A 25,716-nucleotide genomic window follows, 5' to 3' on the forward strand; every position below is an offset into this window, starting at 1 on the left:
GCTCAGCCCTCTGCCTCTGCCCCTGCCCCTGCTCCTGCTCCCGGCTCGATGCTTTTCCCGTGCTCGTCCTGCTCTCCACGCTCGAAGCCGTAGCTCCGCTCGACCTTGGCGACGTGCAGTGTGTAGCGCTCGTACCACTCGGCGCGCCCCCGCTTCTGCGCCGCCCGGTGCTCGGCATCGCTCCGCCAGGCCTCGAGCGCGTCGGCGTCCCGGAAGTACCCGACGGTGACGGTCAGCCCGCCCGGGGACCCCGCGATGTCCATCCCGAGGAACCCCGGTATCCCCTTGACCCGCTCCTCCATCCGCTCGGCGGTCTCACCGTACGCATCGCTCCCCCCGTCGGCCGACTCCGTCTTCACCGAGGTGAACACGACGGCGTAGTAGGGCGGTTCATACGCCCTGACGGGCACGACGGGCACGACGGCGGAGGAGGGACGGGGGACAGGTGCTGACGACTGATGACTCATGACGCCCACTCTCGGTCCGGCCGCCGTACCACGTCCAGGGCCTTTACCGAAGGGGACCCGCTCGGGATCGATCTCTTGACCAAGTGCCCGTCCGCCTCAGAAGAGTCCGCCCTGAACACCCCCGAACTCCCGCACCGGCACGGTGATGTGGCCGGATCCACTTCGCTCACCCGCCTCCCCCTCATCCGCCTCCCCCTCACCCGCTCCGGTCAGTTCCCACCCGGTCATGAGCCGGGTGTCGAGCACGACCACCCCGCGCCGGGTCCGCAGATGCAGATCGGGCCCGGCGGCGGCCACCAGCTCCCCCCGTACGACCCCGCCCGGCACGAGCTCGGCGACGACGGCGACGGCCGGCGCGAGCCCGTCCAGCCCGAACGCCCCCGCGTGGTCGACGGCTTCGAACGGCATCCGCTCCAGGGCCTCCGGCCACCGCTGAAGTCCCACGGCCCGCGCATGCAGCTCCCGGACCTCGGCCTCCCGTATCCCGGTCCCCGGGAGCGCACTGCGTACGGCCCGCTTGGCGTCGTACGCGATCCGGTCCGGCACCCCCAGCGCGGTACGCAGCAACTCCTCACTGCGCCGGGCGGCCATCAGGGGCCCCCGCCCCAGCCAGGTGAAGACGACGGCTCCCTGCTCCAGCAACCGGGCCGATCCGCGCTCGACGGCGGTGATGCCGACCTTGACCATCCCGGGTCCGAACCACGCCAGATAGACGGAGTAGGGCCGGGGGTCGTCGGCGATGGTGTCCGCGGCGACGGAGTGCGCCCGGTCCAGCCGCGCACACTCCTCGCACCGGGCCCCGACGCTCCGCCCGGACACCGCGGTGCCCGGCGGACAGCTGTTCCCGCGTGCCCCCACACACCGCCGGACGCCCCCGCCCACGACGGCGAACGCGACCTGCTTCCCCCACGGCAACGCACTACGACGCCCCCCGCCCCACACCAGCACGGGCTCCGACCCGACCCACCGCAGCCCCGCGCATCTCCACACCTGTGCCATCACCCACGAGCGTAGAGGCCGGCACTGACAACGGGAGGTACGACCGGCACCGGACGAGCCGCCCCGGCGCAGAGGCCCCGGACTCGTCGTCCGGGGCCCCTCATCCATGTGATCCATGTGATCAACGGGCATTCGACAGGATACGGATTCCAAGATTCCGAATGCCACGGTTCACGCCGGCTCACGCCGGTCCACGCTCGCTACGAATGATCCCGCAGGACACGCCGGATGGACCCGATGACCTCGTCGATGCCGCTGGACTGCAGCCGGGCCTTCTTCGAGCTGTCCTCTTCGTCCGTGATACCGACCGTGACGCCCATGGACTGGCCGTTCGACACGCTCACCTCCAGCCGACGCCGCTGGACCTTGCTGAACCGGACGGTGTCGGCATCGGGGGTACGGGTGTTCAACTCGTCCAGGGAGACATGGTCGGGAGCAGGTGTGGTCCGGGTCGACACGGAGACCACGTGGTTGTACTGGTACTCCTCCGTGTCCTCCTTCGACAGGCCGCCCGACAGGAAGTCCAGCGTGCAGTGGAAGAGCGCGAGGTGATGCAGGGTGGGACAGACGACGAGAACCTCGTACTCCCTGAACCGCCACACCCCGTCGTCGCCGATTCCGAACCCGCTGAGCTTCGGTCCGTAGAGAACCAGCGGCCTCTTCTCGGGACGTTCGGCCGGGCTCCCGCCGAGCAGGGCCGCCACCGGATCCCATGCCTCGGCACCGATCTCCAGATGGTCCGAGGTGATGCCCAGGCGGCTCATCGCACGGTCCTCGATGACCTTCAGATCCTGTGCGAGGAGCCGGTCCATCTCGCGATCGGACGGTTTGGGTTCCGCCTTCTCGTACGCCTCCTTGTACTCCTTCTTCTTCTGGCCGCCCTTCACGGCGGCCCAGACACCACCGGCCATCAGCAGCACTCCGAGGAACGCGCTGCCGCTCAAGGCGATCAGCCCCACCAGCACCGCGATGCCGCCGCCCACGAGCAGTCCCGTGGCAATCCGGTCGAGGCTCTGCTCGGGGGTGGGATGGAAGTACTTCTCGACCTTCTTCTTCCGCTCGGTCGCCCGGGTCTCAGCCATGGTCATGGTCATGGGGTGGTTCCTCCTGCACGCTCGTCAAGCGCTTGCCAGACACGGCTCTGCGGCGCGGGTACATGCCGCCGGATGAGATCTGCGTACGACCGATCGATCTGCCTCGCCTTCGTGCGCAGGCTGTCCGGGACAGCCGCGGACCCCATCCACGCGTTGGTGCGGTCCTCCTGCACCAGGGCCGCGAGAAAGCGCGCGTGCGGTTCGTGCAGCGGGCCCAGCAGATCCAGTGCGGCGGCGGCTTCGGCGGTGGTGCACAGGCTCGGACGCCTCCCTCCGAGCCGGGCCAGCGCGAGAAGGAAACGCGCGTGTGCGGCGGCCGACGGGGCCAGCGCCCCGAGGCTGATGCACTCCGTCAGATGGGTGACCGCGGAATGGTGGAGTCCTTGGCGCAATGACGCGTCACCGAGGCGCAGGTGTTCCTCCGCGCGTTCACGCGGGGTCGGCTCCGGGGGAGCCAGGTGAAGCTCACGGATATGGTTGACCGTATCCGCGTTGTTGATCGTGTGGGCTTCCTGCCGGCCGATGTAATGGGTGGTGGAGTTCTTCCGGTCTCTGCTTCCGCCCATCGGTCCTCTTTCCTTGGGCTGACTCGGCCTCGGCCTCGGTTTCGGCATCGGTTTCGGCATCGGCCGAGAACGCACCGTCCGGGCTTCGCCGGATCACTGCACGAAAGAGCTGATGACGGTTGCGATGGCGGCGACGACGGAAGTGGCCCGGAGACTCGTGGCGATGGTCTGCGCCCGCTCCAGCGCCCCGACGGCCGCGGTGCGTTCGGGCAGCGCGTACCGGGCACTCTCGACCTCGGCGCGCAGGTCCCCCCACTCGGCGGCTTCGGACGGCTCCTCGTCGATGCGTGCGAGCAGGGCGTCCAGACGTGCGGCCGTCACGCTCGCCTGCTCGGGACCGATGTAGAGCGTCTCCCCCTGATAAATGTTCTCCGCGCTCTGTTTTTTGATCTTGAAGTCAGCCATGTACCCCCCTGGAGATCAAGCACGGAAGCCGTCGTCCGGCACACCGCCCTCACTCATACTCAGCTGTCGCGCTGATGCGAATCAGATCGTAGAACGCATATATAGATACGGAGAGACCTGAATCCATAATGATAATATTTGAGCACTACACGCTCATCCCCATAAAAGAAGTCCCTTTTTCGAAAGACTTCCCTTCGCTTCGAAACGTTTCTTGACCGGTCTCCGAGGCACTGCCGACCAGACCTGCGAACGTGGCGCTCCTCGGCCACGCTCCGCCCACCCCGCACCACAAGCGCACCAGGTCGAGCGGGGAGCAGTGGGGAACCACGGCACGGAGAGCCGGGTCCACCGAAGCCACGCTGTGGCCGTTTACCCAGGCCGACACCGAAGCCGTCCTCAGGAGCCGTTCGGCGTCCGGTTGCCCGTCTCGGCCGCTCAGCGCGTGGACCGGTGCAGGCAGGCCGCCTTGATCGCCTGCCGGACCAAGGCCGGCGAGCGGTACCGGTGAGGACTACCCCATGCTCTTGGCGCCGTCGAGGGACTCGCGGATGATGTCGGCGTGGCCGGCGTGCTGGGCAGTCTCGGAAACGATGTGCATCAGTACTTGTCGGGCCGACCACTGCGCACCGGGTTCGGACCACGGAGCCTTCGGCAGGGGCCAGGAGACATCCAGGTCGGGCAGAGTGACCACCAGTTCATCGGTCCGGCGAGCCACTTCCGCGTAGTCGGCCAGCACACCGGTCAACGTCTCCTCGGGCAGCAGCCGGAACCCGTCTGCCCGACGCGCCCAGTCGGCGTCGGTCATCGCCGTGAAGTCCGGCATGGACGACGGGCCGTTCAGGATGAAGTTCCCCCAGGCCCGTTCGACCTCCGTGACGTGCTTGATCAGACCGCCCAGGCACAACTCGCTGGCAGTGGTTGGCCGGCGGGCCTGCTCGTCGGTGAGATCGCGGGTCGTGAAGCGCAGAAAGTGCCGGTGCTTGGCCAGTGTCCCGATCCAGTCGGCGCGCTCACCGGTGATCGTCGGGCGCTCGCCCGCGTCCCGGGTGTTCTGCTCGTCGTCAGTCATGATCCCCGCCTTCCGGTGTTCCCGTTTCATCGCCAGGACCAAGCTAGAGATCATCTAGGCCAAGTTCTGTCCTAGTGGCACGGGGCACCCGCGGGCGGGGTGACGGCGACGACCTGGAGGACGATCACGACACGACCGGTCCACCGGCAGCCGTCCGGGTCGCTCCGCGTCCGTCGACCGATGCGGTTGCCGTCAACCACTGCCGTCAACGCATAAGCCAGAGGCCCCGTGGATTCCTCCACGGGGCCTCTGGTCTGCTGTGCACTCGGCAGGATTCGAACCTGCAACCTTCTGATCCGTAGCTCTAGACAGATCGGTCAACGTGGGCCATAAAGACCCCTCTTCGGTCTCTCACGCTGACTGATGGCCATAGTCAGTTGCTGCGGTTGCTGCACTTCTCTGCTGTACGACAACGGAGCTGTGCTCAGCTCGACACTGCCCCACCCGCGAAGCCGACTGCAAGGTCTCCCAGTACGTCACAAACAGCGCTAGCCACCTGCTTCATCCTGCTCAACTTCGATACATCAGCCATACGGTTCTCCTCGTCGTTCGTCTCCATGCCCTGGTCGTTGTTACTCAACTTTGATGCCAGGACCTTGCAGACAACGGCTGCGAAGAGGGACAGAGCGAGACTCGGCAATGCCGAGCTCAGCACAGCTCCGTGCCGGACCTTAGCGCACCCGCGTGGCCAACGGAGCCTCAACGACCAAGCCAAAGCTACTGCCGGGTCCTGAGGCACCAGTTTGGAAGATCGCGTATGTGGATGCGGGCTGACCTGGTAAGACGGTGGCCTGTGGGTTCTCGGACCGTTCGCCGGGACTCCCCGCTGTTCACCGTCGGCCGCTCCCTCATCGGGCACGCAGGGGGCACGGCGTCACTCGTAGAACCGCGCTGCGCTCAGGGCCCGAGCCATGAACGTCCAGTCGCCGTCGGCCGGTAGCTCTTGACCGTGGTTCGTGTACGACCCCGGGGCGTCGGCCACCCACGCTTCCAGAGCCTCCAGGAAGCCGTCTAGCGTCCGATTTTCCCACTGGTCGCCGCTCGCTTCAAAGTCCTGTCGCAGACGTTTCAGGAAGCTACTCAGGGCCTCGCGGTCAGCAAGGCGCTCGGTGGGCCACAGTGGTACTGGCACTCGCTCGTCTCCCCAGTCTTCAAGCCGGAGTCTGACCTGGTAGTTGTGATCAGCGTGTGAGACCACGTTTCCGCTGATCGCGAACCCTACTGGGGGCGGGACAGTTCCATGCGGGGCAGCAGAGATCTCTGCCAGTCCCATCCCGTCCGGTACTCCGTCGATCTGCACGAACACGCCGAAGGGCTGGCGGCCGATGACCTTGCCAGTCACGGCAGTACCCGCTGGCAGCGCGGCCACAGTTGCTGGCCATGCGCGTCGTATGTCCTCTGGGGTCGGATCATCTACACCCGTCGGCCACGTGTACTCCGTCATGCGCGCGTCCCCCGGCCATCGCGTACTTGAACCTCTGCCCTCATCTTTATCAGGTCGATCATGGAGGGCTGTGGACGTTGGCCAACCCGCTCCGGCCCTAGAACGACCGTCCGCTGAGGTTCGGTGGCGACCGTCCTTGTTCGACCTTGTTGGTGTCAGGTGCTGGTGTCAGCAGTCGAGTGCGGCCTTGCCAAGATGATGGCGAAGTCCATCAGTCAGTGATCTTGTAGTGAACGGCCTGCTCTCCGGTCGCATCGCCAAGTTGCTGTGCGATCTCAGCGGCGATCAGCTCCGCCGACGCGGACGACTCGGAGCCTTCGATGTCGACGTACCACGTACCGGCAAGCTCCCAAGAGACACTGACGGTGGCCCTACCAGCGCGAAAGACCAGCACATCGCTGTCATCCACGATCTTGCACTGTAGAGATTTCGGCAGGAGGTAGCTGGAGAGGTCGCCAGTGGGCATGTCGGGCCAGTCGCTGCCACTCTGGGTGCTGATCGTGTACTCCGCCACAGCCGCATCCTGCCAGCTTGGCGTTGCTGACAGCTCACCCCAACCCACCACCTTCCCCAGCTTCCATCCCGTCCACCGTCGACCCACACACCGTGGAGCGGGCGTGGTTCAGGGCGTCAAGGTGGAGCGCGCCACTGTACGAACGACCTTGACGCCCTGGGCCGCGACTGCTCGGCTCTGCCTGGGTCGATGGTGGTCGGGACGGAAGCACCCTGCGCACGCCACAACGTGCCCGCGGTCGGCAATGGCGCCCCTCTGCCCCGGTGCCGGCCGATCCCCCGCCGGAGGCATGTCCTGACCTCGGTTCTCTCGACCGCCATCCCTGGTTGATCCCGCTTCCACTGCTCGCAGCATCCGGCAGGCCTCAGCCGTGGCGTACCTGCTTTTTTGATCCCAAAGCGTCGGTTGGGCCTGTTGCGGATCATGCGTGCCGGTCATGAGGCAGTGCCTGCCCAAGGCGGGGCTTGGTGCTCGTGGATGGGCGGGGAATCAGGATCGGTCCGGTGTATCGGCCCTTGGCGGGCCAGAGCGTGAAGCGTGATCACCCCGGGGCATCCTTGGGTGGCGCGGGGCCGGGGGCCGGGGCGCGCGGGCCGAAGGCAGGAGCGAAGCCCCGAGCCCCCGAGCCCGGCGCCGGCCCGCAGTGCGGGCCGGCGGGGTGTGATCTGCGCAGCGACGGCTAGAGCCGAGTAGGCCAGCGCAACCGGATACCGTCTGCCAGTGCTGCGCGCAGGGGAAGGACGCCAAGCGGGACGCCTCTCGCCGGAAGTGCTGCGCGATCGGTGACTGCTGCGAGTCGTACCCGTCCCGGCGCGTGGTCCAAGGCTCCCGCGACGCTCTGCGGGCTGCGCTCACCCATGCGGTCACCGAAGAGGAGATCGGCAAGAACGTGGCATCGTTCGTGAAGGTGCCCAAGCCTCGTCGTCGCCGGATCAAGCCGTGGTCCGTTGCTGAGGCCGGCCGGTTCCTCGCTGATGCCGCCGCTCGGGACGATCGCCTTTTCGCGGCCTGGGTCCTCGCGCTGTGCCTCGGACTCCGCCGCGGGGAAGTGCTCGGCCTGACGTGGAAGTCCGTCGACTTCGAGCGGGGAGAGCTGTACGTCGATCACCAGATCCAGCGTGCGGGGCGGCAGATCCTGCACCGTGAGACCAAGACCGAGGACTCCGACGACTTCCTGCCGCTGCCGGCGCTCTGCCTCAAGGCGTTGCGGATGCGCCGTGCTCAGCAGACCGGCGACCGGAAAGCCGCTGGGGAGGTCTGGCAGGACAGTCACGGTCTGATCTTCACCACGAAGTACGGCACGCCGATCGAGCCGGGCAACATGACCCGCATGTTCGCGCTGCGCGCTCGTCGTGCCGGGCTCCGGGTCATCCCGCTGCGGAACGCCCGACACACGTGCAGCTCGCTCCTGGTGGCGTTGAAGGTGCATCCGAAGGTGGCTCAGCGCATCCTGCGGCACTCGCAGATCGCCATGACGATGGAGGTCTACGCCGAAGCGAGCGAAGAGCAGGTGCGTGCCGCGATCGGCCAGTTGTCCGACGCGATGGGCGGTACCGGCTGACGCGGTTGCTGTACTTCGCTGCTGTACGCCCCTGAAACGCCAAAGGCCCCGGATGACTCCGGGGCCTTTGAGCTGCTGTGCACTCGGCAGGATTCGAACCTGCAACCTTCTGATCCGTAGTCAGATGCTCTATCCGTTAAGCTACGAGTGCTTGTGTGTTCTGTTGTGTTCGCTTTTCCTTCCGGGCTTTTCTGCCTGGTCGGCGTTGCGGGAACAACATTACATGACTGGCGCCGTGAGGCGAAATCCGTTTGTCAGACCCGGCCTGAACTGCGGAAACAGCCCGAAGAGGGCTTGAGGACGACCTCGGGCGCGGGCCCGTGGAGCGCCGGTAACGATCAAGGAACGGACGAAGCCCCGGTCATGGGTGACCGGGGCTTCGTGATCTTCGGCGGAGGCGGAGGGATTTGAACCCTCGATGGGATTTGCGTCCCAAACCGCATTAGCAGTGCGGCGCCATAGACCGGACTAGGCGACGCCTCCAGCACAACCGTCCGCGCGAGCGCGAATGGTGCGTGCAGATGATGACACAGCCCAGCGGGCTGCCACCAATCGGCTCCTACGGTACTAGGCGGCACGGCCCGAGGGCAAAGCCCCCGCCTGCGGCGCAACGTCACGGCGCCGACGGCGTTAGAGCAGTGGGGCACGCGCCCCGGCACAGAGCCCGGAGAGCCACCGGGGAGCAGCCGCGGAGCCGTTCTTCCAGCTCACCGCGGTCCGGTCCCCGAGGTCCTCACTCAACCGACCGCACCCCGTGGAGCCCCCCATGCCGCGTCGCACCGTCTTCGCCGTCGCCACCTCCGCCGCCGTGTCCTTCGCCGCCGTGTCCTTCGCCGCGCTGTCCGCGGCGCCGGCGGTCGCGTACACCGACTCGTTCCCCTTCATGCCGCCGCCCGTGACCGGTTCGGAGGCCGACCACCTCACGGTGACGGTGAGCGAGGCGGGCGGCGGCCGGGACGGCACGTTCGAGCTCGACTGCCACCCGGCGGGCGGCAGCCATCCCGACGCCCGGGCCGCGTGCGAGAAGCTGGACCGGAAGACCTCCTGGGGGAAGAGCCCGTTCGCACCGGGCCGGGAGGGTGAGCTGTGCACGATGCAGTACGGCGGCCCGGCCACCGCACACGTCACCGGCACCTGGGCCGGCCGCCCCGTCGACGCGACGTACAAGCGCGGCAACGGATGCGAGATCGCGAGGTGGGACGCCCTGGTACCCGTCCTACCGGGTCTCGGCGCGTAGAGGGACGGCGGCCGGGGACGCGGCGCGTGGTCACAGGTTCTCCGCGTCCTCCGCGTACGTTCTGCGTCCACTCCGCGTGCGACCTCCCTCTCATCCGGCGCCGCGAGCGCAACCACTGCCCGTAGACTCCCTCGCGTGACACGTCGCGGACCCGTTGGCAAGATGGCTACCGCGGTCGGCAAGGTGCGGTGACAGGGAGGAAGCGTCTCGTGAGCAGCAGGCCATCCCGAGGCGCTGCTCGCCTCGCAGCCATACTCGACGCGCTTCCCGACGCGTTGGTACTGGTCAACGCCAATGGCACGGTCGTCAACGCCAACACCATCGCCCTGGAGACCTTCGAGACCCCGGGCACGGCCCTCGTGGGGCGCGGCCTGCTCGATCTGCTGCCGCAGTTCGACTCCCGGCTCATCCCCGGCACCATGCGGCGCCCCGAGACCGTCGACGAGAGCGGACGCACCCGGCCGACCCGGATGATCGCCCGCCGCACCGACGGCAGCGAGTTCCCGGTCGAGGTCACCAGCGCGAACCTGGAGAACGCGCAGCAGGCGTACGACGGTTACGGCTACACCGGCGACGAACTGCTGATGATCGTCGTGCGCGACCTGTCCGGCACCGTCGACACGGAGGCCGAGCTCGCGCGTTCGCAGCGGCAGACCGAGATGATCCTGCGTGCCGCCGCCGAGGGCGTGGTGGGCACGGACACCGAGGGCCGGGTCGTCCTCGTCAATCCGGCCGCCGCGCAGATCCTCGGCTTCCGGGCCAGCGACCTCGGCGGGCAGGAGCTGCACCCGCTGATGCTGCACTCGCGCGCGGACGGCGAGCCCTTCCCGTACGAGGAGTCCCCGCTCGCCGACACCCTGCGCTCCGGGCGCAAGCACCGGGTACGCGGACAGGTGCTGTGGTCCAAGAGCGGCGCCAAGGTGCCGGTCGATCTGACCACCGCGCCGGTGCGGGACGGCGACCAGCTCGTCGGCGCCGTGATGACCTTCACGGACCGCCGGCCGTACGACGCCCTCGCCGAGGAGAAGGACGCCGAGGCCGAGCGGCACCAGCGGGAACTGACGCAGGCCGCCGAGGCACACGCCGAGGAGCTGGCCGCCCTCCGGGAGGAGCACGCCAGGACGCTCGCCGAGCTGCGCGAGCAGCACGAGGAGGAGCTCGCCGCCGGGGACGACCGGTACGCGGCCCTCGCCGAGCGCGAGAAGGACAGCTACGAGGCGCTGTCCGCACGGCATGAGCAGCTCCTGGCCGTCCTGGGACGCTCCCTGCGCGGACCGCTCGACCAGCTGCGCGGCGAACTCGCGACCCTCGCCGCCGACGACGCCGGGCAGTTGTGGCCCGAGGCCAACCAGGTCCTGCACCACCTCTCGGCCGGCTACTCGCGTATCACCACCCTCGTCGACAACGTGCTGGCGTACCAGCGCCTCGACTCCGGCACCGAGGGCGTCACCCGTACGAAGGTGATGCTGGACGCGGTCGTCGCCGCCGGTGTCGACGGGGCGGTCGAGCTGATCGGGCCCGGACGGGTGCAGTTCGCCGTGCACGCGCCGCCCATCGAGGCCGAGGTCGACCCGAAGCAGCTCGCGACCGCGCTCGCGCACCTCATCGCGGACGTCGCGGGCGTCGACTCCACGGGCAACTCGCCGGTCTCGGCCGGCGGCTACATGGACAACACGGTCGTCGTGGCGGCCGCGCAGCGCGGTGAGGGCGTACGGATCGAGGTGCGCGGGCCGTACACCGGGGGAGACCCGGTGCACGAGCCGATCGTGCGCGGCATCGTGCGTGCGCACGGCGGAGTGTTGCAGACGCACGAGGTTCCTGGGATGAGCGGCAGCGCGTTCGTCCTGGAAGTGCCCATCGGGGGCGGGGCCGGATCGGTCCCGGCTCCCGTTCCGGGGGCGGACACGGGTACGAGTACAGGTACGGACTCAGGTTCCGGTACGGGTATGGGTACGGGCCCGGGCGGGGGCGTGGGTGCGGACGGCGGTTCCGCTGCCGGAGCGGGCTCCGGTGCGGCCGGTTCCGCCCTCGCGCTGCCCGAGCAGGCCTCCCCGCAGGGCGGGCGGCGACGGGCCAGGCGCGCGTCCGTCGACGCGTTCCTGGAGAGCGAGGTCGTACCCCCGGCGCAGACGGGCGCGACCGTGCCCACCGGGCGGCGCAGGCGCGGCACGGGCGACGGTGCACAACCGGCACTGCCGGCGGCGCCGGCCCAGGCTCCGACCGACGAGGGCGGTTCCGAGGGCAACGGCGGCACCGGACGGCGGCGCGGGCGGCCGAGTCCCGTCGAGGACGGTGCGGTCCCCGCGGGAGCGGGGGTCTCCGAGGGCGCGGTCGTGACCGCCGCCGAGCACGCGGCCGGTACCGCTGCCACGGGACTCGGGCAGACCGTGCCTCCGCAGGGCGTGCCCGCGCCCGCCGGCGGACGGCGCGCACTGCAGGACGACGGTCGGCAGGCCCTTCCGGCCGCGCTGCCCGCGGGTCCCTCTCCCCTCACGGACGCGAGTGCGGGCGAGGGTCCGGGCGGTGCCGCCTCCGGTGGTGGCGCCGACGCCGGTGGTGGCGCCCAGCCGACCGGACGGCGTCGGCGTGCGCTGGCCGCCGCGGCGGAACGTGCGGCGGCCCAGGAGGCGGGGCCGCGCGCGGTGTTCGCCCTGCCGCCCGCCGAGGCGGACCGCTCTCCCGAGTACGCCGCCCAGTACGCCGTGGGCCACGGCCAGGCGCAGGCTCAGGCACAGCCTCGAACCCAGGCTCAGGCCCGGTCCGCCGACGGCCGCCATGACGTGGCTCTGCACGACCTCGCCGAGGATCACACTCCGCCCCAGCCGCATCCCGTGCAGGCTCCCAGCGGACGCCGGCGGGCCCGGCAGAGCCCGGCCGATACGGCGGCCGGTGCTCTTCCCGCCGCTGCTGCTGCGCCCGGATCGGCCGCGCCCCTTCCCGGACAGCCCTTCCCCGGACAGCCGCTGCCCGCACAGCCGCTTCCAGGGCAGGCTCTCCCCGCACAGAGCGCTCCGGATCAGATGGTCCCCGCCGGGCAGCCCATGCCGGGCCAGCTGCCTCCCGCGCAAGCCGTACCCGCAGGGGGCGCGACCGGCCGGCCCGTGCCGGGGCAGCAGCCTGTCCCGGGACAGCCCGTCCCCGGACAGCAGGCACCGGTGCCTGCCCAGGGAATCCCAGGGCACGGCACCCCCGCTCCCGCCCCCATCCCCGCCGCCGCAGGCCAGACCGTCTCTCCGCAGGCCGTCCCGCCGCAGGGCATCCCCCAGCCGGGCGCCGTCGGCCAGGCCCTCCCGCCGCAGGCGGCTCCGCCCCCCGGGGCGCTTCCCCCGCAGGCCGTGCCCGGTCAGGTCGCTCCCGGTCAGCCCGCCCCCGTCGGTCTCACCGGGCCTGCGGCGCCGGCGGTACCCGGGGACCCCGCGAGCCAGGGCGGAGTACCGGCCCACGGCACGCCCGCCCAGGGCACTCCCGCCGCCCCCACCGGCGCTGGGCACGCCCAGCCCCAACCACAACCCCAACCACAACCCCAACCACAACTTCAGCCGCAGCCGCACATGCAGGCGGTGGCCGAGGACCACCCGGCCGCCCCCGCCCAGCCGTGGCCCGGCTCGGGCGACACCTCCGGCGCCGGAGCCCCCGTACAGCCGCAGACCGCGGCGACGGCCGGACCATGGCCCGGCAGCGCCGGCACATCGGCTGCCGCGGAGTCCGTACCGGCCCCGGAGCAGGCGCGCGCCGCACAGCCCCTTCCCGCCGAGGCAACGGCGGCGGCCGTCGACCCCAACTCGACCCAGGGCCGGGCAATCAGCGTCCGTACCCTCGGGCAGGGCGTCGCGTTCAACCGCCGCATGATCGACGCCCAGCAGGCCGGGCCCGGCCGGACGGCACCTCCCGCGTCCGCAGCACAGGCGCAAGCACAGGCACAAGCACAGGCGCAGGCACAAGGACAGACACACGCGCAGGCCGCGGCTCAGGCCTCGGCCCAGACGGGGGCCGGGGCCACTGCCCCGCAGCCGCAGGCACCCACGCCTCCCCCGCACGCGACCAACGGTTCCGGACGGCGCCGCAAGCTCGGTACCCGCCCCGAGCCCGTCGCCGAGCAGGCGGACACGGGCGCGGCACGCCCGCACCCGGGGGCCGCCGGTCAGCAGACCCGGCTCGCCCACGCCACCGAGGGCACCGGCCGGTCGTACGCCATAGGGGCCCCCGACGAGAACGCCGACGAAGGTCCCGAGCCCCTGGACGGCCCCGGCGGCGCGGTGGAGGTCGCGAACCAGCCCCATCCGCGGCCGATGGACGACGAGCTGCCCCCGGAGCCGCTGGACAACCCGCGCCGGCTGCTGGTCTGGCCCGCGCCGGACATCACCACGCAGCAGGCATTGAGCGACCGCGGCTATCGGCCTGTCATCGTGCACTCACGCGAGGAGGTCGACGCACAGATCGCCGCCTTCCCGGCCGCACTGTTCGTCGACCCGCTCACCGGTCCGATCACGCGCACGGCGCTCCAGTCGCTGCGGCAGGCCGCCGTCGCCGCGGAGGTGCCGGTCCTGGTGACGGCCGGTCTCGGGCAGGCGACACGCGAGGCGGCGTACGGCGCCGACCCCGCCGTACTCCTCAAGGCGCTGGCACCGCGCGACAGTGAGCAGCATCCGCCGCGCGTCCTGCTCATCGAGGAGCACGCCGAGATCGCGCTCGCACTGACGTCGACGCTGGAGCGGCGCGGGATGCAGGTCGCGCGGGCCTCGTCCGACGAGGACGCGGTCACGCTGGCCGGGCAGATGCGGCCGAACCTGGTGGTGATGGACCTGATGCAGGTACGCCGCCGACGTGCCGGAATCGTCGACTGGCTGCGCGCGAACGGCCAGCTCAACCGCACCCCGCTCGTCGTCTACACGGCGGCCGTCGACCAGAGCGAGCTGCCGCGCCTGGCGGCGGGGGAGACGGTGCTGTTCCTGGCCGAGCGGTCGACGAGCGTCGAGGTACAGGAGCGGATCGTGGACCTGTTGGCCCGGATCGGCACGAACTGAGCGTTCGCACAGACGGCTCGGGGCACTGTTTCACGTGAAACAGTGCCCCAAGCCGTGTGCCGCTTCAGACATCCCGGAAGGGGCTTGTCTGCCGCGGAAGCACCTGCGCTTCGGCGGTATCCGTGCCGTCAGAGCTGTGTGACGTCCAGCTCGCCCGCCGCGTACTGCCTGCGCAGCACCTTCTTGTCGAACTTGCCGACGCTCGTCTTCGGCACCGTCCCGATGACCGTCCAGCGCTCGGGGAGCTGCCATTTGGCGATATTGCCCTCGCTCGCGAGGAAGGACCGCAGGGAGTCGAAGTCGACGTCGGATCCCTCCTTCAGCACCACCGTGGCGAGCGGGCGCTCGCCCCACTTGTCGTCCGGGACGGCGACGACCGCCGCCTCGGCGACATCGGGGTGGGCCATGAGGGCGTTCTCGAGGTCGACCGAGGAGATCCACTCACCGCCGGACTTGATGACGTCCTTGGCACGGTCGGTGAGGGTCAGGAAGCCGTCGGGGCTGATCGTGCCGACGTCACCGGTCTTGAGCCAGCCGTCCTCGCTGAACTTGTCGTCCGGGCGGAGGACTTCGGCGTCCTGACCGCCGTAGTACGCGCCCGCGATCCAGGGGCCCCGCACCTCCAGCTCGCCCGCGGACTCGCCGTCCCACGGCAGCCGCTCGCCGTTCGGGCCGATCAGCCGGGGTTCGACACCGGCCGGGAAGCGGCCCTGGGTGACCCGGTAAGCGAACTCCTCGTCCGAGTCCACCTCCACCCGGGCCGGCGGCCGCGCGACCGTGCCGAGCGGCGAGGTCTCCGTCATGCCCCAGGCGTGGTAGACGCGCATGCCCAGCTCGTCGAACGCCTTCATGAGAGCGGGCGGACAGGCGGATCCGCCGATGGTGACCTGGGTCAGCGAACCCACGTCGCGCGGCTTGGCCTTCAGCTCCGCGAGCAGGCCCTGCCAGATGGTGGGGACGGCGGCCGCGTGCGTCGGACGCTCGCTCTCGATCATCTCGGCGAGCGGCGCGGGCTGCAGGAAACGGTCCGGCATCAGCACGTTCACGCCGGTCATGAACATCGCGTGCGGCAGGCCCCAGGCGTTCACGTGGAACTGCGGAACCACGACGAGGGACGTGTCCCTGTCGGTGAGGCCCATGGACTGCGTCATGTTGACCTGCATCGAGTGCAGGTAGACGGACCGGTGCGAGTAGATGACCCCCTTGGGGTCACCGGTCGTGCCGGAGGTGTAGCACATGGCCGCGGCCTGGCGTTCGTCCAGCGCGGGCCAGTCGTAGCTGTCCGGCTTGTCCGCTATCAGGTCCTCGTACTCGTGCACCCGTACGGTCGCCCCGTCGAGCAGCGAGCGGTCACCGGGGCCGGAGACGACCACGTGCTCGACCGACGTGAGGTGCGGGAGCAGGGGCGCGAGGAGCGGCAGCAGCGAACCGTTGGCCACGATCACGCGGTCGGCGGCGTGGTTGACGATCCAGACAAGCTGTTCGGGAGGCAGCCGGAGGTTGAGCGTGTGGAGGATCGCGCCCATGGCCGGTATCGCGTAGTACGCCTCGACGTGTTCCGCGTTGTTCCACATCAGGGTTGCGACCCGGTCGTCGTCCCGGACTCCGAGATCGTCGCGCAGCGCGTGCGCCAGGCGGCCCGCCCGTGCTCCGATCTCGGCGAACGAGCGCCGGTGCGGCTCACCCTCGCCGGTCCAGGTGATCACCTGAGATGAACCGTGGATCGTCGACCCGTGGGTCAGGATCCTCGAGATCAGCAGCGGTACGTCCTGCATCGTGCTCAGCACTGCGTCCTCCCGTGGGCGACATTGCCTACGCGGTAGTAAAGGTTGGCTTGATTCTGCTCACGTACCGCGTGGTATGTCACTACTTCCGGACGATCGATCACATCACGGTGGAGATCGCTTGTCCGGCCGCGCCCTGTGTGCCCGCGCCGCGGCGGTCGTCGCACGTCGGCGTACGGTGGGCGCCGAAAGCGCGCACCGCCGGCCCGGCGTCAGCGCACCGGGCCCAGTTCGGGGTCCTCACGGAGTTTGCCCAGCGCACGCGACACGGCGGACTTGACCGTACCGACCGATACGCCCAGCACCTCCGCCGTCTGCGCCTCGCTGAGGTCCTCGTAGTACCGCAGTACGACCATCGCCCGCTGCCGCGCGGGCAGCTTCATGATCGCGCGCCACATCGCGTCGTGCAGCACCTGCTGCTCGGCCGGGTCCCCGGCCGGCGGGGCCTGGGGCTCCGGCAGCTCGTCGCACGCGAACTCGTCGACCTTCCGCTTGCGCCACTGCGACGTCCGCGTGTTCAGCAGCGCCCGCCGTACGTAGCCGTCGAGGGCCCGGTGGTCCTCGATCCGCTCCCAGGCGACATAGGTCTTGGTGAGGGCTGTCTGCAGCAGGTCCTCCGCGTCGCACGGGTTCGCGGTCAGCGAGCGCGCGGTACGCAGCAACACGGGTTGGCGAGCCCTTACGTACGAGGAGAACGACGGGTACGCATGGGTCCGCGTCGCTGCGTTCGAAGCGCTGGTGCAGACGGATGTGGTCATGGCTCCACGCTAGGATCGCCCCTGCTCCGGCGGATCGGCCGCAGGTCCCGAAGCCTTGTCCGCCTCAGGTTGTAGGAGGGGGGCAGGCCCCACCTCCTGAAGGTGGACACGAGGCTCCGGACCCCTGAGGGTTCGCCCCTGGGAGACGGCTCCCGCCGCACTCCGTGCGCAGTAGCCCGGACCCCGGTGTGATGCCGGAGGACTACGGCGACCCGACCGCCCGGCCGATGCGTCCGGCCACACGCCTGGCCGATACACCCGGCTGATGCGTCCGGCTGATGCGTCCGGCCGACGCACTCGGTCGATGCACTCGGTCGATGTGCCCGGGCAACGCACCTGGCGGGACGCTCAGTCGATGCGTGCGACCGGTGCGTGCATGACGTTGCGGTCGATCAGCAGCGTACGGCCGCCGTGCCGTTCCCGTACGTTCCCCGCGTACTGGTGGATGCGCCGCGCGGGCGTCCACGCGGTCCTGCGCAGTACGGGCTCACGGTGCAGTCCGTCGCGGACACCCCAGCGCGCGAACCACACGACCGCCGGCAGGTCCTGCACGCCGGCCCGCCGCGAACGCTCCATGTGGCGGATGCCCGACCCGGCACTGCTGTAGAACCCCGGCAGATAGCCTTGGCGCGACACCTCTCGGTTCCAGCCCCGCACGAACAGCAGCGTGGAACGGGCGCACTTCTTCTTCCCGTACGCGTAGGCCTCCATGTCCAGGAAGAGCGGGCTCCCCTGGCGCATACCGAGCGCCGACGCCCTGCGCACCGCGTCGCGGGCCTCCGAGGTCCCCTGCTTCCAGGGGTGCCGTCCGATCCGTACGTTCCTCTTGTGCCGCGCGAACACGCAGGTCGACTGCGAGCCCACGTACAGCGGCAGCACCCGCCAGCCCTGGCCGTGCACCGTCCGCATCCAGGCGCGCGTCAGATGGGGCTGTGCCTTGCAGGCCCGCCCGCGACCGCCGAAGTAGACCCCGACGGCCCGGTACGGGGAGGCCCGCCATCTCCGCATGGTGTCCGTGGACGGCGTGCGGCAGGTGTCGAAGGCCCGGCCCTTGAACGTGCGCGCCCCGGCTCTCGCGCCGGACTCAGGGACACGAGGGCCTGCGTCCGGGGCTCCACCCGTGTCCGGGACCCCACCCACATCCGGAGCCCCACCCGCGTCCGGGGCCGCGGAGCCCACCGGAGCGGCGTCGCGCCGTGGCCAGGGGCCCGCCTCCGCCGGTGGTGCCGCCGCGAGCCCCAGCAGGAGCAGCACGAACCCGAGTCCGACGATCATCTTGTGACATCGCAGCCAACGCATGGGCCGAGTCAACGGCCCCGACGGCGCCGACGGGGCCGGATCGGGCCCGGACACGCGCCACGTTCATCCGTCCGCCCCGCAATCAGCCGATCGGTCGGTTAGCGGATCGGACAGTTAGCCGATCGGACGGTTAGCCGATCGGACGGTTCCGGTCAGCTCCGGTCGTCCGAACCGAGGATCAGTCCCGATGTCGGAACGCCCGTCCCCGAGGTCACCAGGACCCGGCCGGCTCCGCGCACCTGGTTGACGGACGAACCGCGGAGTTGCCGTACCCCTTCCGCCACACCGTTCATCCCGTGCAGATACGCCTCACCCAGCTGTCCGCCGTGGGTGTTCAGCGGCAGCCGCCCCTCCGCCACGAAATCCGCGGCCTCCCCCGGCCCGCAGAACCCGAACTCCTCCAACTGCGTCAGCACGAACGGCGTGAAGTGGTCGTAGAGGATCCCGACGTCGATCCCGGCCGGCCTCAGCCCCGAGGTACGCCACAGCTGCCGCGCCACCACGCCCATCTCCGGCAACCCCGTCAGGTCGTCCCGGTAGAAGCTGGTCATCTGCTCCTGGGCCCGCCCCGCGCCCTGGGCCGCCGCCACGATCACGGCCGGTGGATGCGGCAGGTCGCGGGCCCGCTCCACCGAGGTGACGACCAGGGCCTGACCGCCGTCGGTCTCCTGACAGCAGTCGAGCAGCCGCAGCGGCTCGGCGATCCACCGCGAGGCCGCGTGATCCGCGAGCGTGATCGGTCTGCCGTGGAAGTACGCCGCCGGATTGGTCGCCGCGTGCGTCCGGTCGACGACCGCGACCTGCCCGAACGCCTCGGGAGTCAGCCCGTACGTGTGCAGGTAGCGCCGGGCCGCCATCGCCACCCAGGACGCGGGCGTCAGCAGTCCGAAGGGCAGGGCCCAGCCGAGCGCGGCGCCCTCGGCGGACGGCTGCCGGCGCTGGACCCCGGAACCGAATCTGCGCCCCGACCGCTCGTTGAACGCCCGGTAGCAGACCACCACGTCCGCGACCCCCGCGGCCACCGCGAGCGCGGCCTGTTGGACGGTCGCGCAGGCCGCTCCGCCGCCGTAGTGGACGCGGGAGAAGAAGGACAGCTCGCCGATACCGGCCGCCTGGGCGACGGTGATCTCGGGGCTCGTGTCCATCGTGAACGTCACCATGCCGTCCACGTCGCCCGGCGTGAGCCCCGCGTCGTCCAGCGCGGCCCGCACCGCCTCGACCGCGAGCCGCAGTTCACTGCGTCCCGAGTCCTTGGAGAACTCGGTGGCGCCGATCCCGACGACGGCCGCCCGCCCGCCGAGGCTGTCCTTCGCCCGTACGCTCATGGCCGCGGCACCGTGCCCGTCCCCGGCTGCGGCTGCGGCTGCGGCTGCGGCACCGTGACCGTGACCGTCCCGGTGACGTGGTCGCCGAGGCCGTTGGCGCCGACGACCCGTACCGTCGCCGTGTCACCCCGGACGTCCTCCACCACGCCGGTCAGCACCATCGTGTCGCCCGGGTGGTTGGGCGCGCCCAGCCTGATCGCCACCTTGCGCAGTACGGCCGCGGGCCCGAAGTGGTCGGTGATGTACCGCCCGACCAGCCCGTTGGTCGTCAGGATGTTCATGAAGATGTCCGGCGAACCCTTCCGCCGCGCCGACTCGGTGTCGTGGTGCACGTCCTGGTAGTCCCGCGACGCGATCGCCCCGGCGACGACGAGCGTGCGGGTGATCGCGATCTCCAGCGGCGGCAGCGTGTCACCGGCCCGCGGCGGCCCGGCCCCGATGGTCACGCGTCCTCCTCGGCGTGCACGATCGCCGCACCCAGCTCCTGCAGCAGTTCGCTCCCGCATCCCAGGTACGCGTCCAGTTGCCGTCCCCACAGGAAGTGCCGGTGCACGGGATGTTCGAGGTCGGCGCCCGTGCCGCCGTGCAGATGCTGCCCCGCGTGGACGACGCGCTGTCCCGCCTCCGAGGCCCACCAGGCGGCGGTCAGTGCGTGCGTGGCGTACTCCAGCCCTTCGTCCCTGCGCCATGCCGCCTCGTACGCCGTGACCCGTATCGCCTCGGTGTCCAGGTGGGCGTCGGCCGCGCGGAGCTGGACCGCCTGCCTTGTGGCGAGGGGCCGTCCGAACTGCTCGCGGGTGTTGGTGTGCGCCACCGCCCTGGCCACCGAGCCGGCGCACACTCCGGCCTGCAGCCCCGCGAAGGCCGTACGCGCGGTGGCGAGCACGTCGTCGTACGCCGCGACGTCGCTGCCGACACCGTTACCGAAATTACCGGCGTTGCCGTTGTCCGCGCCGCTCCGGCCGTTCCCTCCGCCGGGGGCGCCGAGCCGTTCGGCCGGGGTGGCGGCGAGGGTCAGGCGTCCGGCCGACCACGGGGCCGTCAGCTCGACCGGCTCGCATCCCGCGTCGGCGGTCCGTACGAGCCACAGCCGGTGCGCGTCGTCGGCGACGAGCACGTGCGTGGCGTCGCGGAGCCACGGCACCGCGGGGACCACGCCGGTCAGCTCCCCGCGCGCACCCTCCCGTACGGCGGGCGCGGAAAGCGCGCCGGTCACCACGACCGTCCCGGCCGCGATGCCGGGCAGCAGCCGTTCCCGCTGGCCGGCCGAACCGTGCGCCGACAGCGCCAGCAGCCCGTAGACACAGCTCGCGGCGAACGGCACCTGCGCCGTCGTACGCCCCTGTTCCTCCAGCAGGAGCACCAGTCCGAGGAGCCCGATGTCCTCGACCGCGCCCGGCAGCCCCGCCTCGCACAGGGCTTTCCACAGCTCGCCGTCGCTGCCCGTCCCGGCCGCCGTCAGCCGCTCGTGCGTGGCCAGGTCGCCGAAGATCCGCGCGGCCAGATCGCGGGCCGCCACCTGCTCCTGCGCCGGTGTGAAGTCCATGTCAGCCGCCGCTCCCCTCGATGGCGCGGAAGACCGGCAGTTCCAGTTCCTCGTCCACCCACTCGAACTCCAGTCGCACCGGCATCCCGATCCGCACCCGGTCGTGCGGCACGCCCACCACGTTGCTGATCATCCGTACGCCCTCGGCGAGCTCGACCAGCACCACGGCGTACGGCGGGTCGAAGGCCGGGAAGGGCGGGTGGTGCATCACCACGTACGAGTAGACGGTCCCCCCGCCGGCCGCCTCGACCGTGTCCCACTCCAGGCAGCCGCAGGCGTTGCACCCCGGCAGCCAGGGAAAACGCAGGGTCCGGCACCCCTCGCACCGCTGGATGAGCAGATGGTGCCGGGACACGCCCTCCCAGAAGCCGGTGTTGTCCCGGTTGACCACGGGGCGGGGCCGTCGGGGCGGCGGAACCACGGCACGCTCCCGGACCGCAGGCGCGTACTTGAGGATCCGGAACCGGTGCGTCCCCGCCGGCTCGCCTCCTGCCCGTACCTCCATCCGCGTCGTGACGAAGTACCCCGTGCCCAGTCCGGTCGTCTTGCGCTCCGAGACCGACTCGATCATCGCGTCGAAGGTGATCCGGTCCCCGGGCCGCAGCGGTCGCAGGTACTCCTGCTCGCAGTCGGTGGCGACCACCGAGGTGTACCCGGCGTCGTCGAGCAGCCCGAGCAGTTCGAGGTACGCCGCCGAGCGGCCCCCGTGCCCGGACAGTCCCCCCATCGTCCAGGCCTGGAGCATGGTGGGCGGAGCGATGGCGTCCGCGCCGGTGTACGCCGGATTCGTGTCCCCCATCGCCTCGCACCAGTGCCGGATCATGGGTTCGTTGACCAGGTCCTTGCCCACCCCCCCGGCGCCGGCCACCCGTCCCTCGTACGCCTTCAGCCGCGCGTACACGTCGTCGCGTCCGGCCTCGGTCCCGGGTACGGCCTCGGTCCCGGGTACGGGGCTGGGCACGGGGGCGGAGCTGGGCACGGGGCCGGAGGCGGAGCTGGGGGCGGGCGGCGCTCCTTCACCGCCCGGCACGGTCCGCCCGCTCACCGCCGTCCCCTGGTCATCCCGAGCCGCATCGTCGCCACGATCTCCCGCTGCACCTCGCTCACCCCGCCCCCGAAGGTGTTGATCTGCGCCGCCCTGTTCATCCGCTCCAGCTCGCCGTCACCGAAGACACCCGGCGAACCGGCACGGACCAGCGCGTCCGGTCCGACGATCTCCTGGCACATCCGGTACACCGCGACCGCCGATTCGGTGCCCGTGAATTTCACCCCGGCGGCATCTCCGGGCGCCGGTCCGCCGGCTCCCACGTCGCCCACCAGACGCCAGTTGAGCAGGCGCGTCGCCGCCAGCCGGGCATGTGCCTCGGCCAGCCTCGAACGCACCCACGGCTCGTCGGTCCTGCGCCGCCCGGTCACCGGATCGGGTGTGCGGGCGGCGGCCAGCGCGGCCGCGTAGAAGTCCTCGGCCTGCATGCCGAGGGCCGCCAGCGCGACCCGCTCGTGGTTGAGCTGGCTGGTGATGAGTTCCCAGCCGCCGTTCTCCGCGCCGACGAGACGGGAGGCCGGGACCCGGATCCCGTCGTAGTACGTGGCGGTCGTGGTCAGTCCGCCCACGGTTTCGACGGGCGTCCACGAGAACCCGGGAGCGTCCGTGGGGACCAGCAGGATCGAGATGCCCTCGTGTTTCGGCGCATCCGGGTCCGTACGGCAGGCGAGCCAGATCCAGTCGGCGTGCTGGGCGTTGGAGGTGAACACCTTCTGCCCGTCGACGAGCCACTCGGCGTCTCCCCGGGCACCGTCCTCCTGGGCACCGTCCTCCTGGGTGCTGTTTCCCCGGGCGCTGTTTCCCTGGACGCTGTTTCCCTGGACGCTGTTTCCCTGGACGCTGTTTCCCTGGACGCTGTTTCCCTGGACGCTGTTTCCCTGGACGCTGTTTCCCTGGACGCTGTTTCCCTGGACGCTGTTTCCCTGGACGCTGTTTCCCTGGACGCTGTTTCCCTGGACGCTGTTTCCCTGGACGCTGTTTCCCTGCGCACCGACCCGCACGGCCCGTGTCCGCAGCGAGGCCAGGTCCGTGCCCGCCGAGGGCTCGCTGTACCCGATCGCGAACACGAGTTCGCCACGCAGGATCCGTGGCAGGAAGAAGTCCTTCTGCTCCTCGGTCCCGTATTTCATGAGCGTCGGCCCGACCGTGTTCAGCGTGACCATGGAGACCGGGGCCCCCGCCCGACAGGCCTCGTCGAAGAAGACGAACTGCTCGTCGGCGCCGCGTCCCTGTCCTCCGTAGGCCTCCGGCCAGCCGATCCCCAGCCATCCGTCGGCGCCGATCCGCCGCAGGAGCGCCCGCCGCCCGTCGTGACCGGCGGGGGGTGGCCCGCCCGGCATCAGGCTCCTGAAGTACGTACGGAGTTCGGCACGCAGTCGTCGCTGACGCTGGGTGGGGGCGAGGTGCACGACGACGGCCCTCCCGGGAGTGACCTCGCACGAACAAGGTTTTCTGACTGTCCGTCAGATACCCCGCACTGTCAAGGCCGAAACCAAGGTCGAGGCCGAGGCCGAGGCCGCGCGACGCACGGACGGACAGACGTCTGCGCGACGGCGCCGAAGCACCGCCGCGCAAACGTGTCATCACCCCTTGAAGCACCCCACCAGGGAGGCTGCCGACCGCCGGGGGTCTCCGGTCCCCGGCGGCCGACAGCTCACCAGAGGTTGGTGAAGTTGACGGCGATGTTCTCGTTCGACTGATCGATGGCCGTGAACGCGGAACCGTTCACCTGGGCCGTATTGCTCTGGTTCGAGGCCCCGGAGCCGGCGGCCTGTTGCTGTGTCGTGGACGAGGTGCCGAAGTTGTCGCCGCCGACACCGCTGCCGTCGACGGCCGCCGCAGCCGCGTTCGATCCGTTGTCCGCGAAAGAGCTGCTGCCGGCCACGGCCACACCCGAGAAGAGGGCGGCGACGAGCGGCAGGGCCGCCGCAGCGGCGAGAACGCGGGCGGTACGGATACTTGCCATTTCTGTTCCTCCAGGAGCACGAAGTACGTGCCGGTCGGGACCGGTCGGTACGGCCGGCACGGTTGGTACGGCCAGCGCTGATACGGCTGCTCTAGGGGCGGTCGGCCGACCGCCCCGGTGTTCGTTCACGACGTCGCGGGATCAGAGTTGCCCACCGAATCCCCGGTGAACCACCCCGGAAGCCGCTATTCGCTCGCAAGCGTGAGGACATGTCGATAAACCCCCTTCACGCCACCAAAGCCGCAGTTCAGGACGGCAAGGACGCCCCGATCCCGTACGCCGCAAGGGATGAAGCGTTCCGTCACGTTTTCGGCCAATCTCTCCGGCGGGTTTTCGCACCCCTCCCCGACCGGGCCGAAGCCCCCACCGACACCCGGGAGCAGACCCTCGAAGCCCCGCCCTCTTCCCTTTTTCGAACACCCGTACGAACATAGAACCATGGCCACCATCGACCGGCAGGCCACGACGCTGGCCCTCGCACACGCCCTGTCAGCCGCGGAACGCGGCCTGGCCGTCATCCCGCTGTCCCGCACCAAGCTCCCGGCGCTGCGCTCGCCCCACCGCGACGACCCGACGGCACCGCCCTGCCACGGCGGCTGCGGCCGCTTCGGACACGGCGTGTACGACGCCTCGACCGACCCCCACCGCATACGCGAACTGTTCGCCGCCGCCCCCTGGGCCACCGGCTACGGCATCGCCTGCGGTCTGGACCCGCACCACCTCATCGGCATCGACCTCGACACCAAGTCGGGCACGGACTCGTCGGCCGCCCTCCGGGAACTGGCGCTGCGCCACCTGTTCACGATCCCTGAGACGGTCGTCGTGCTGACCCCCAGCGGCGGCCGCCACCTCTGGCTGAGCGGCCCGCCCGACGTCGTCGTCCCCAACTCGGCGAGCCGCCTGGCCCCCGGCATCGACATCCGCGGCGCCGGCGGCTACCTCGTCGGCCCCGGCTCCCGCACCGAACACGGCGTCTACGGCACGGCCCCGGGGACCGCCCGGCTGGCCCCCGCCCCCTGCCCGGCCTCGCTGCTGCGCCTCCTGCTGCCACCACCGCGGTCCCACACCCCCGCGGCCGGCCCGGCCGGCGCACAGGGCCAGGGCCTGGTCCAGTTCGTCCTCGCGGCCCACGAGGGTCAGCGCAACACCCGCCTGTTCTGGGCGGCCTGCCGCGCGTACGAGAACGGCCTCGGTCCGCAACTGACCGAGGCCCTGGTGGACGCCGCGGTCCGCACGGGCCTCACCGAACGCGAGGCCCGCTCAACGATCACGTCGGCCTCCCGCATGACACCCCACCGCCCCTGACCCCACCGGCGCCACGGCCGAGCGGGACCAGGGGTGGGACCCGTCCGAAGCGCCGGCGAAGGCGGAGGCGGAACGAAGGGCGGAGACCGGTCCTTTTCAGGACCTTCGCCCCGCTGAGCGACAAGGACGCCGCGACCGCGGCCCACGCCGTGAGTCGGCACACCCACGACGGCCCCCGACCGGTTCAACCGGTCGGGGGCCGTTCACGTGCGGTGGGTGTGGGATTTGAACCCACGGTCACATCGCTGCGACGACGGTTTTCAAGACCGTTCCCTTAGGCCGCTCGGGCAACCCACCTCGGCCCGTCC

General features: G+C 70.6%; 20 protein-coding genes, 3 tRNA genes and 1 pseudogene. 4 read left to right on the forward strand and 20 right to left on the reverse strand.

Annotated elements, in window-relative coordinates; translation table 11 throughout:
- Window positions 1-2: 2 nt before the first annotated feature.
- From QFZ75_RS18990 to QFZ75_RS19025, 8 genes are all read right to left on the reverse strand, one after another.
- Window positions 3-467 (reverse strand): antibiotic biosynthesis monooxygenase, encoded by a 465-nt coding sequence (locus tag QFZ75_RS18990; RefSeq protein ID WP_307538469.1) that lies wholly within the window; start codon window positions 465-467, stop codon window positions 3-5.
- A gap of 96 nt (window positions 468-563) precedes the next feature.
- Entirely contained in the window at window positions 564-1,466 is a 903-nt protein-coding gene (locus tag QFZ75_RS18995) for a DUF2797 domain-containing protein (protein WP_307538471.1), read from the reverse strand.
- A gap of 200 nt (window positions 1,467-1,666) precedes the next feature.
- The gene (locus QFZ75_RS19000) at window positions 1,667-2,560 is read right to left on the reverse strand and encodes a hypothetical protein (RefSeq protein WP_307538472.1); all 894 of its coding nucleotides are present in this window, start codon (window positions 2,558-2,560) and stop codon (window positions 1,667-1,669) included.
- Window positions 2,557-3,126 (reverse strand): hypothetical protein, encoded by a 570-nt coding sequence (locus QFZ75_RS19005; protein ID WP_307538474.1) that lies wholly within the window; start codon window positions 3,124-3,126, stop codon window positions 2,557-2,559. Before QFZ75_RS19005 ends, QFZ75_RS19000 begins: the two co-directional genes overlap by 4 nt.
- Before the next feature lie 93 nt (window positions 3,127-3,219).
- Entirely contained in the window at window positions 3,220-3,531 is a 312-nt protein-coding gene (locus QFZ75_RS19010) for a hypothetical protein (protein WP_307538475.1), read from the reverse strand.
- 511 nt (window positions 3,532-4,042) lie between these two features.
- Entirely contained in the window at window positions 4,043-4,600 is a 558-nt protein-coding gene (locus tag QFZ75_RS19015) for a DinB family protein (protein ID WP_307538477.1), read from the reverse strand.
- A gap of 874 nt (window positions 4,601-5,474) precedes the next feature.
- Window positions 5,475-6,044 carry a hypothetical protein gene (locus tag QFZ75_RS19020; RefSeq protein ID WP_307538479.1) on the reverse strand — a complete coding sequence of 190 codons (570 nt, stop codon included), beginning with the start codon at window positions 6,042-6,044 and terminating at the stop codon, window positions 5,475-5,477.
- A 211-nt stretch (window positions 6,045-6,255) separates the two neighbouring features.
- The gene (locus QFZ75_RS19025; RefSeq protein ID WP_307538480.1) at window positions 6,256-6,558 is read right to left on the reverse strand and encodes a hypothetical protein; all 303 of its coding nucleotides are present in this window, start codon (window positions 6,556-6,558) and stop codon (window positions 6,256-6,258) included.
- A gap of 709 nt (window positions 6,559-7,267) precedes the next feature.
- Here QFZ75_RS19025 and QFZ75_RS19030 point away from each other — a divergent pair.
- A pseudogene (locus tag QFZ75_RS19030) lies at window positions 7,268-8,119 on the forward strand (tyrosine-type recombinase/integrase); the annotation flags it as partial.
- Between the two features lie 78 nt (window positions 8,120-8,197).
- Here the strand turns inward: QFZ75_RS19030 and QFZ75_RS19035 are convergent.
- A tRNA-Arg gene (locus QFZ75_RS19035) sits at window positions 8,198-8,270 on the reverse strand.
- 241 nt (window positions 8,271-8,511) lie between these two features.
- Window positions 8,512-8,602 (reverse strand) — tRNA-Ser (locus QFZ75_RS19040).
- Window positions 8,603-8,885: 283 nt separating this feature from the next.
- Between QFZ75_RS19040 and QFZ75_RS19045 the strand changes: the two genes are divergently transcribed.
- A complete protein-coding gene (locus QFZ75_RS19045; RefSeq protein ID WP_307538482.1) occupies window positions 8,886-9,356 on the forward strand; it encodes an SSI family serine proteinase inhibitor in 471 nt (156 codons plus the stop codon).
- Window positions 9,357-9,565: 209 nt separating this feature from the next.
- Window positions 9,566-14,380: a PAS domain-containing protein gene (locus QFZ75_RS19050; RefSeq protein WP_307538484.1), complete on the forward strand. Its 4,815-nt coding sequence runs from the start codon at window positions 9,566-9,568 to the stop codon at window positions 14,378-14,380.
- 128 nt (window positions 14,381-14,508) lie between these two features.
- Here QFZ75_RS19050 and QFZ75_RS19055 read toward each other — a convergent pair whose 3' ends face one another.
- The 9 genes from QFZ75_RS19055 to QFZ75_RS19095 form a co-directional block, all read right to left on the reverse strand.
- Window positions 14,509-16,167 carry a long-chain fatty acid--CoA ligase gene (locus QFZ75_RS19055; RefSeq protein WP_307538486.1) on the reverse strand — a complete coding sequence of 553 codons (1,659 nt, stop codon included), beginning with the start codon at window positions 16,165-16,167 and terminating at the stop codon, window positions 14,509-14,511.
- Between the two features lie 209 nt (window positions 16,168-16,376).
- Window positions 16,377-16,922 (reverse strand): SigE family RNA polymerase sigma factor, encoded by a 546-nt coding sequence (locus tag QFZ75_RS19060; RefSeq protein WP_307538488.1) that lies wholly within the window; start codon window positions 16,920-16,922, stop codon window positions 16,377-16,379.
- A gap of 348 nt (window positions 16,923-17,270) precedes the next feature.
- Window positions 17,271-18,197, reverse strand: a complete 927-nt coding sequence (locus tag QFZ75_RS19065; RefSeq protein WP_307538490.1) for a DUF1906 domain-containing protein — start codon at window positions 18,195-18,197, stop codon at window positions 17,271-17,273.
- Window positions 18,198-18,373: 176 nt separating this feature from the next.
- Window positions 18,374-19,546, reverse strand: coding sequence for a lipid-transfer protein (locus QFZ75_RS19070; RefSeq protein ID WP_307538492.1), 1,173 nt, complete (start codon window positions 19,544-19,546; stop codon window positions 18,374-18,376).
- Window positions 19,543-19,992 carry an acyl dehydratase gene (locus QFZ75_RS19075; RefSeq protein WP_307538493.1) on the reverse strand — a complete coding sequence of 150 codons (450 nt, stop codon included), beginning with the start codon at window positions 19,990-19,992 and terminating at the stop codon, window positions 19,543-19,545. The genes QFZ75_RS19070 and QFZ75_RS19075 overlap by 4 nt, the downstream gene beginning before the upstream one ends.
- Window positions 19,989-21,092: an acyl-CoA dehydrogenase family protein gene (locus QFZ75_RS19080; RefSeq protein WP_307538495.1), complete on the reverse strand. Its 1,104-nt coding sequence runs from the start codon at window positions 21,090-21,092 to the stop codon at window positions 19,989-19,991. Before QFZ75_RS19080 ends, QFZ75_RS19075 begins: the two co-directional genes overlap by 4 nt.
- Window position 21,093: 1 nt before the next feature.
- Window positions 21,094-22,053, reverse strand: coding sequence for a bifunctional MaoC family dehydratase N-terminal/OB-fold nucleic acid binding domain-containing protein (locus tag QFZ75_RS19085; RefSeq protein WP_373466051.1), 960 nt, complete (start codon window positions 22,051-22,053; stop codon window positions 21,094-21,096).
- Between the two features lie 80 nt (window positions 22,054-22,133).
- Window positions 22,134-23,546: an acyl-CoA dehydrogenase family protein gene (locus tag QFZ75_RS19090; protein WP_307538497.1), complete on the reverse strand. Its 1,413-nt coding sequence runs from the start codon at window positions 23,544-23,546 to the stop codon at window positions 22,134-22,136.
- 245 nt (window positions 23,547-23,791) lie between these two features.
- Entirely contained in the window at window positions 23,792-24,103 is a 312-nt protein-coding gene (locus QFZ75_RS19095; RefSeq protein ID WP_307538499.1) for a hypothetical protein, read from the reverse strand.
- Window positions 24,104-24,541: 438 nt separating this feature from the next.
- Between QFZ75_RS19095 and QFZ75_RS19100 the strand changes: the two genes are divergently transcribed.
- On the forward strand, window positions 24,542-25,408 hold the full coding sequence (locus QFZ75_RS19100) for a bifunctional DNA primase/polymerase (protein ID WP_307538501.1): 867 nt from the start codon (window positions 24,542-24,544) through the stop codon (window positions 25,406-25,408).
- A 210-nt stretch (window positions 25,409-25,618) separates the two neighbouring features.
- Here QFZ75_RS19100 and QFZ75_RS19105 read toward each other — a convergent pair.
- Window positions 25,619-25,705: transfer RNA gene (locus tag QFZ75_RS19105), tRNA-Ser, on the reverse strand.
- Window positions 25,706-25,716: the final 11 nt, after the last annotated feature.

Source organism: Streptomyces sp. V3I8 (genome assembly GCF_030817535.1).
Classification (GTDB): Bacteria; Actinomycetota; Actinomycetes; order Streptomycetales; family Streptomycetaceae; genus Streptomyces.